A 6,416-nucleotide genomic window follows, 5' to 3' on the forward strand; every position below is an offset into this window, starting at 1 on the left:
ACCCCTCCCCGGGCAGCGGCACCACCGTGGACGTGTTGCCCTCCAGCAGCAGCAGGTACAGCCGCTCCGACGGGGCGGCGCGCGCTCCACCCCGCCGGGGCTCTTCGGTGTCCTGCAGGTCGCGTGACGGCATTCCTTGAAAGAATGCCCAGGCCCTTCAAGCCCGGGCAACCCGTCCGGCGCCGTCCGGGGGATTGATTTGCGAATCAGGGGGCGCGCGGTCCATGCTCCCGCCCCGAGGAGACGGGTGCCATGGCCAAGATGCTGAAAGAAGGGGATGCGGTTCCGGAGGTCACGCTGACGGGGCCTGGCAACGCACCGGTGCGGCTGCGCGACCTGCTGGGTGACAAGGTGCTGGTCATCTACTTCTACCCGCGGGACGACTCGCCGGGTTGTACCGTCCAGGCGTGCAGCCTGAGGGACCAGTACCAGGACTTCACCGACGCTGGCGCGGACGTGGTGGGCATCAGCAGCGACTCCGCGGACTCGCATGAGAAGTTCGTCGCCAAACACCGGCTCCCCTTCCGCCTCCTGAGCGACCCGGATGGCGCGGCGCGCAAGGCCTTCGGGGTGGGCACCAACTTCCTGGGGCTCCTGCCGGGCCGGGTGACCTTCATCGCCGACCGCACGGGCACCATCCGCTACGCGTTCGACTCGCAGATGCAGGTGCGCAAGCACGTCTCCGGCGCCCTGGAAGTCGTCCGGTCGCTCACAGGTCAGGGAGTCGCGCCCGCCCGTCCGGCCTGAGACACACGGACAGGCCGTATTTCCCGCTACACTGGCTCCAGGCCTCCAGGTCCCGAAGCCCGGGACGCCACTGCCCGCTCGCGGGCAGCATGGGACGCGCTGGCCGGCCGGGGGTCACATCATGCGGTGGCATTGGATGCTGGGGCTGTTGTGCGTCGGGTGCGCGAGCCTGACGAAAGACCTGCACGACGAGGACCTGGAGCAGGAGGAGCTTCCCACCGAGGAGACGGTGTACCTGGTGCCGGTGGACGAGGCGCTGCTCACCATGCGCCACGTCCTGGAGGAGCGGCGCTACGACATCTTCGAGCGCGAGGGCGAGCACGAGCTCTACACCTCCGCGCACGAGCCGGGGGTGAACCTGCCCCGCAACCGCACCTTCGAGCGCTACTTCGTGAAGGGCTCGGCGCTGGGCCCGCGCCAGTCCATCATCCGCGTCTTCCGCCTGCGCTACCGCGAGCAGGACACCAACATCGAGCAGAAGCCCAAGTGGCTCAACGATCGCGTCGAGGAGGAGGAGAAGTACCTCGCCCAGAAGACGTTCGAGCGCGTCACCTTCAACGGCGTGCCGGACATGGAGGGCTTCAAGATGGTGCGCGGCATCCGCGACCTCCCGCTGGAGCGCAAGCTGCTGGCGAAGCTGGAGATGGTGCCGTCGCTGGAGCTGGTGGGCGGCAAGACCTCCGCGCCGGTGCGCTCCGTGTCGGTGGAGGGCTGGAAGGACGAGTCCCCGGATTCAGCCGCGCAGTGCGGTGAACCGCTGGAGGGCGTGGAGCCGCTGCTCGCCGCCGGGCAGACGGTGCTCGTCGCGGATCCGCTGGGCACGCGCGAGTTGCCGGAGGCCGCCACGCGGATGCTCTGCGACGCGACGGAGCGCCAGCTTCCCGTGGCGCTCGCGCTGTCCATCCCCGCGGAGGATCAGCCCGCGCTCGACGACTACCTGGCCAGTGAGGGCCGCGGCCCGGACCTGGAGCAGCTGCTGGTGGCCAGCTCCTTCTGGCGCCGGGTGTACCAGGACGGCCGCAGCAGCGGCGCGCTCCTGCGCCTCATCGAGGAGGCCCGGCGGCTGCGCGCGCACGGCAACGCCGTCACGGTGGTGGCGTTCGACTCCAGCTCCGCGTCCGGCAACGCGCGCGAGGAGGAGATGGCGAAGCACCTCATCGCCTTCCGCAAGGCGCACCCGGACGTGTGGCTGCTGGCGCTCGCGGGCGACGTGCACGTGCGCACGAAGCCGGTGAGCTGGAACAAGAACTTCGACCCGCTGGGCGCGCGGCTGACGAAGGCCCTGCCCTCCTCCCCCGTGAAGGCGCTGGAGGTGGGCTTCCAGCGCGGCTCCCAGTACTCCTGCCGCTTCAACGCCTGGGAGCAGGTGGAGTGCAACGTGTACGCGCTCAGCCCGTCCGAGGAAGTGCGCCAGCAGCCCGGTACGCCGCGCAAGGTGGCGCTGTTCTCCTCCCCCAGCGACAAGGGCTTCCACGGCCGGCTCTACGTGGGGCCGCTCAACGCCTCTCCGCCTGTCATCCAGCGCACGGAACCCGGCACGCCCCGTCCTGTCGCCCAGCAACGCGAGAACCCCTCGCCGCCTTCCCCCAATCCCTGACGGCGCCCCGTCTGTTGTAGGCTGGGGGCGACAGACAGGGGGCTGACATGCGCTGGCATTGGACGCTGGGATTGATGTGCATGGGGTGCGCGAGCCTGTCGCGCGGGCTGGACGGCGATCCGGTGGACACCGAGCCCATCCCCACCGTCGAGAAGGTCTTCCTGGTGCCGGTGGACGAGGCCCTGTTCGTCACCCGCCGGGTGCTGGAGGAGCAGCGCCTGGACGTCTTCGAGCAGAAGGCCTCCAGCGACCTGTACTCCGCCTCGTGGGAGATCGGCGTGAACCAGCGGGGCAACCGCACCTTCGAGCGCTACCTGGTGCGCGGCGAGGCGGTGGGCCCGCGCCAGTCCGTCATCCGCATCTTCCGGCTCCAGTACCGGGAGGCGGACCAGTCCGTCGAGGTGCTCGCCGAGCCGGGGAGCCTGGGGCCGGGGCTCAAGGGTTACACCCAGTTCGAGATGCACAACGAGTTCTCCCGGGAGACCTTCGAAGGCGTCCCGGAGATGGAGGGCTTCAAGCTGCGCCGGGGCGTCCGCGACCTGCCCCAGGAGCGCAAGGTCCTGGCCCGGCTGGAGATGGTGCCGTCGCTGGAGCTGGTGGGCGGCAGGGCATCCGCGCCGGTGCGCTCCGTGAAGGTGGCCGGCTGGGAGGCGGCGACCCCGGGCGCGTCCCCGCGCTGCGGCGAACCGCTGGAGGGCGTGGCGCCGCTGCTCGCCGCCGGGCAGACGGTGCTCGTCGCGGATCCGCTGGGCACGCGCCAGCTGCCTGAGGCCGCCGCGCGCATGCTGTGCGACGCGACGGAGCGGAAGCTGCCCGTGGCGCTGGCGCTGTCCATGCCGGCGGGGGATCAGGCCGTGCTGGAGGAGTACCTGGCGAGCGCGGGCGGGGACGCGGACCTGGAGCGCCTGCTGGTGGTCAGCGACTTCTGGCGCCGCGTGGATCAGGACGGCCGCAGCAGCGCGGGGATGCTCCACCTCATCGAGGCCGCGCGCCGCCTGCGCGCGCAGGGGCACGCCGTCTCGCTGGTGGCGTTCGACTCCAGCGCCGCGTCCGGCAACGCGCGCGAGGAGGAGATGGCGAAGCACCTCATCGCCTTCCGCCAGGCGAACCCGGACGCCTGGTTGTTGGTGCTCGCGGGCGACGTGCACGTGCGCACGGGCAGCGTGGGCTGGGACTCGAAGTTCGAGCCCATGGGCGCGCGGCTGACGAAGGCCCTGCCCGCTTCTTCCGTGCGGGCGCTGGACGCGGGCTTCGAGCGCGGGGCTCACTACGGCTGCCGCTTCAACGTCTGGCAGCAGGTGGACTGCGACGTGCACGGCATCAACCCGACGGCCGAGGTGCGCCAGGAGCCCGACGCACCCCGGAAGGTGGCGCTCTTCGCCGCCCCCAGCGAGACCGGCTTCCACGGCCGGCTCTACCTGGGGAAGCTGAGCGCGTCCCTGCCCGTCATCCAGCGCGCCGCGAGTGGCCCGGAGAAGCCCGTGGCCACCCACGGCACGAAGGCCAAGGCTCCGGCGACTACGGCACCTTGACGCCGCCGCTCACCACGAGGCCGTAGTCGGCATCCACCGCCGTGGTCTCCAGGCGGGCGTCCTGGACGATCTCGTCGCCCAGGACGTCCACCTTCCAGGTGCCCGCGGCGGGGTTCTGGACGAAGACGTTCTCCACGGTGTCGACCTTGTTGGAGACGCCGCCGGAGGTGGAGAAGTTGCCGGCGGTCAGCCCGTTGTTGCCCCAGTACACGACGCCCGACGGGGACGTCACGCGCAGGGACAGGTCGTTGATGCGCGCCCGGGCCGCGCCCACGGTGCCCATGGGATCCGTGTAGACCATCGTCGCGTTGAACTCCGTCTCACCGGCGGCCACGCTGATGTTGTACGACTTGACGGCCAGCGGCGTGAGGACGTCCGTCTCGTTGACGATGAAGGTCTTCGGCGCGCGGTCCAGCAGGCGCTTGAGGTCGGAGGTCCCCCAGCCCTGCTTGTTGCGGTCGATGTCCGCGTTGGAGCCGCCCGCGGTCCAATTGTAGCGCGCGGCGCCGTTGATCATCAGCGCCTTGGCGGTGGCCATCTGCGGGCGGCTGAGGAAGACGTCCGCCGCGCCACCGTGGCCGGCCCACACCCCCTGGTGCCACATCTGGTGCAGCAGGCCGAAGTGGCCGGCCGTCTGCGGCGTCGCGGAGCTGGTGCCGCCGAACTCCGTGTAGCTGGTGTTGCTGGTGCCGGACGCGCCCCGGACGGAGTCGTAATAGAACGCCAGGTCCGGCTTGATGCGGCCGTCCGCCGCCGGGCCGATGCTGCCTCCGGAGCCCCAGTTGTCATCCGTGCGCGCCAGCGTGTTGTAGTGCTTCACGCCGCCCACGGAGACGATGTTCTTCGCCCACGCCTGCGGGCGCGAGTTGCGCGTGCCCGAGTTGCTCTGCGACTGCGTGCTGAGCAGCGGCGCCTTGAACAGGTAGTCATCCACCTCCGCGGAGATGGTGGTGTACGCGGTCGTCAGCGCGCTGCCCACGCTGGAGGTCTGGAACACCGCGCGGTACGGGCCCGCGGGGTTGAGCAGCTCCTGGTTCGCCGTGTAGCGCGACTTCGTGCCGCCGAACTGGGTGGACTCGCTGTAGAGGAAGAAGATGCCCTGCCCGCTCGGCAGCAGGCCCCGGGCCAACGGGTCCACGCCCCGCGCGAAGTTGTGGCTGTAGCAGCTGGTGCCGTGCAGCGACCCCGTCGTCCCCACGCTGTGGATGATGGGCGCGGTGGGCCACTCCTGGTGGGTGGTGCGCAGCTCGGTGTCGAAGACCTCGCCGCGCACGCCCTGCCCGGTCCAGCCCTTGAGCGTCTCCAGGTAGTTGGCGCCGCCCGTTTCGCGCACGATGTTCATGTCCACTTCGCCGGGCCCGCCCCAGCGGTCGATGAACTGCACCTCGTTGGCGCGCACGACCTGGTCCAGCTGCTCCTGGCTGAGCGTGGCCTCCACGCGCAGACCGCCCGGCTCCACCAGGTCCACCTTGCCGCCCAGCCGCGCCACCAGCGCCGTCACGCGGGCCTGCCGCGCCGCGCCACCCTCGCCCAGCATGATGGAGTAGCGCTGGGGCGCGAGCGCCGTCGCCCGGCCGAGCAGCGCGTCCCGCAGCACCGGCTCCAGGCGGTACTCCGGGTGGTAGTCGCCCACCCAGCGCACCGCGGGGAGCCCGGCAACGCGCGCGCGGACCTCAGGGGCCATCTCCACGAGGTAGGTGTGATCCGACAGGAAGCGCAGCACCTTGCCGCCCGCTGCCTCGATGGTCTCACGGAACTCCGGCAGCGGCGTGCCGTGGAACTGCACCAGCGACAGGGTGTTGTCCCGGTCCGCCACCAGCGCGTTGCCCAGCAGCGGCGCGTTGCGCGCCAGCGGGTCGAACGACGCCTCCTGCAGCCGGATGAGGTACTGCTCCTCCTGCACGCGCCCCATCAGCTCGGTGCCGCCCCGGGTGTAGGCCGAATAGGCCCGGTCGGTGCCGTCCGCCTGACGCTCCTTCCAGACATGGAGCTGCACGCCGGAGTCCGCCACCACGTCCAGGGTGCGCAGGGCGCTGACGGGCCGCGCCGTCTGGTGGAACACCAGGCCCGCGGGCGTCGTCAGCGTGCTGCCGCCGGCCTTCAGGGAGGTGGCGACCGCCGCGCCGGGGGCCGCCGTGGCCCGCGAAACCGCCGGGGGCGTACGGTCCACCGCGAACGCGGAAAGGGGAACCGCGAAGGCGCAACCCAGCACCAGCGACGTGACCGGACGCCAGCGACGGGGGGACGTCGAGAACCGCTTCCGCAAGTCCTGCATGTCGGCACTCCCTTCAAAGTGAGATAAACCTGTAATACGGACAATGGCCGCATTTCAAGTCCTGTTACTCAGTTGCAACAGGGCGTGCTTTTTGCGCTGCGGGCGTCCCTTTCCGGGTGGTCCCAGGTGGTCAAACGGCTCTCATTTTTCAGGAGTGCGAGTCCTACACCCCGAGCGGAAACATTCGGATTCGAAGGCCCGATAAACTGGAACACATGACTTCCATCTCCAATCGCCCTGCCCCGCCGCCCCTGCCGCGTACGTC

Annotated in this window: 4 protein-coding genes; 3 read left to right on the forward strand and 1 reads right to left on the reverse strand. The window is 70.5% G+C overall.

Annotated elements, in window-relative coordinates; translation table 11 throughout:
* Positions 1-252 precede the first annotated feature (252 nt).
* The 3 genes from D7V93_RS35305 to D7V93_RS35315 all read left to right on the forward strand — a co-directional run bounded on the left by D7V93_RS35305 (position 253) and on the right by D7V93_RS35315 (position 3,876).
* The gene (locus D7V93_RS35305) at positions 253-747 is read left to right on the forward strand and encodes a peroxiredoxin (RefSeq protein ID WP_120647546.1); all 495 of its coding nucleotides are present in this window, start codon (positions 253-255) and stop codon (positions 745-747) included.
* Between the two features lie 121 nt (positions 748-868).
* Positions 869-2,344: a hypothetical protein gene (locus D7V93_RS35310; RefSeq protein ID WP_120647547.1), complete on the forward strand. Its 1,476-nt coding sequence runs from the start codon at positions 869-871 to the stop codon at positions 2,342-2,344.
* A 47-nt stretch (positions 2,345-2,391) separates the two neighbouring features.
* The gene (locus D7V93_RS35315; RefSeq protein ID WP_244237694.1) at positions 2,392-3,876 is read left to right on the forward strand and encodes an alpha/beta hydrolase family protein; all 1,485 of its coding nucleotides are present in this window, start codon (positions 2,392-2,394) and stop codon (positions 3,874-3,876) included.
* On the opposite strand, the gene D7V93_RS35320 is transcribed toward D7V93_RS35315, so the two are convergent.
* Positions 3,863-6,151 carry a DUF8729 domain-containing protein gene (locus tag D7V93_RS35320; protein WP_120647548.1) on the reverse strand — a complete coding sequence of 763 codons (2,289 nt, stop codon included), beginning with the start codon at positions 6,149-6,151 and terminating at the stop codon, positions 3,863-3,865. The two genes, D7V93_RS35315 and D7V93_RS35320, sit on opposite strands and share 14 nt — an antisense overlap.
* Between the last annotated feature and the right edge of the window lie 265 nt (positions 6,152-6,416).

The sequence above is a fragment of the Corallococcus llansteffanensis genome (assembly GCF_003612055.1).
GTDB classification, from domain to species: Bacteria; Myxococcota; Myxococcia; order Myxococcales; family Myxococcaceae; genus Corallococcus; species Corallococcus llansteffanensis.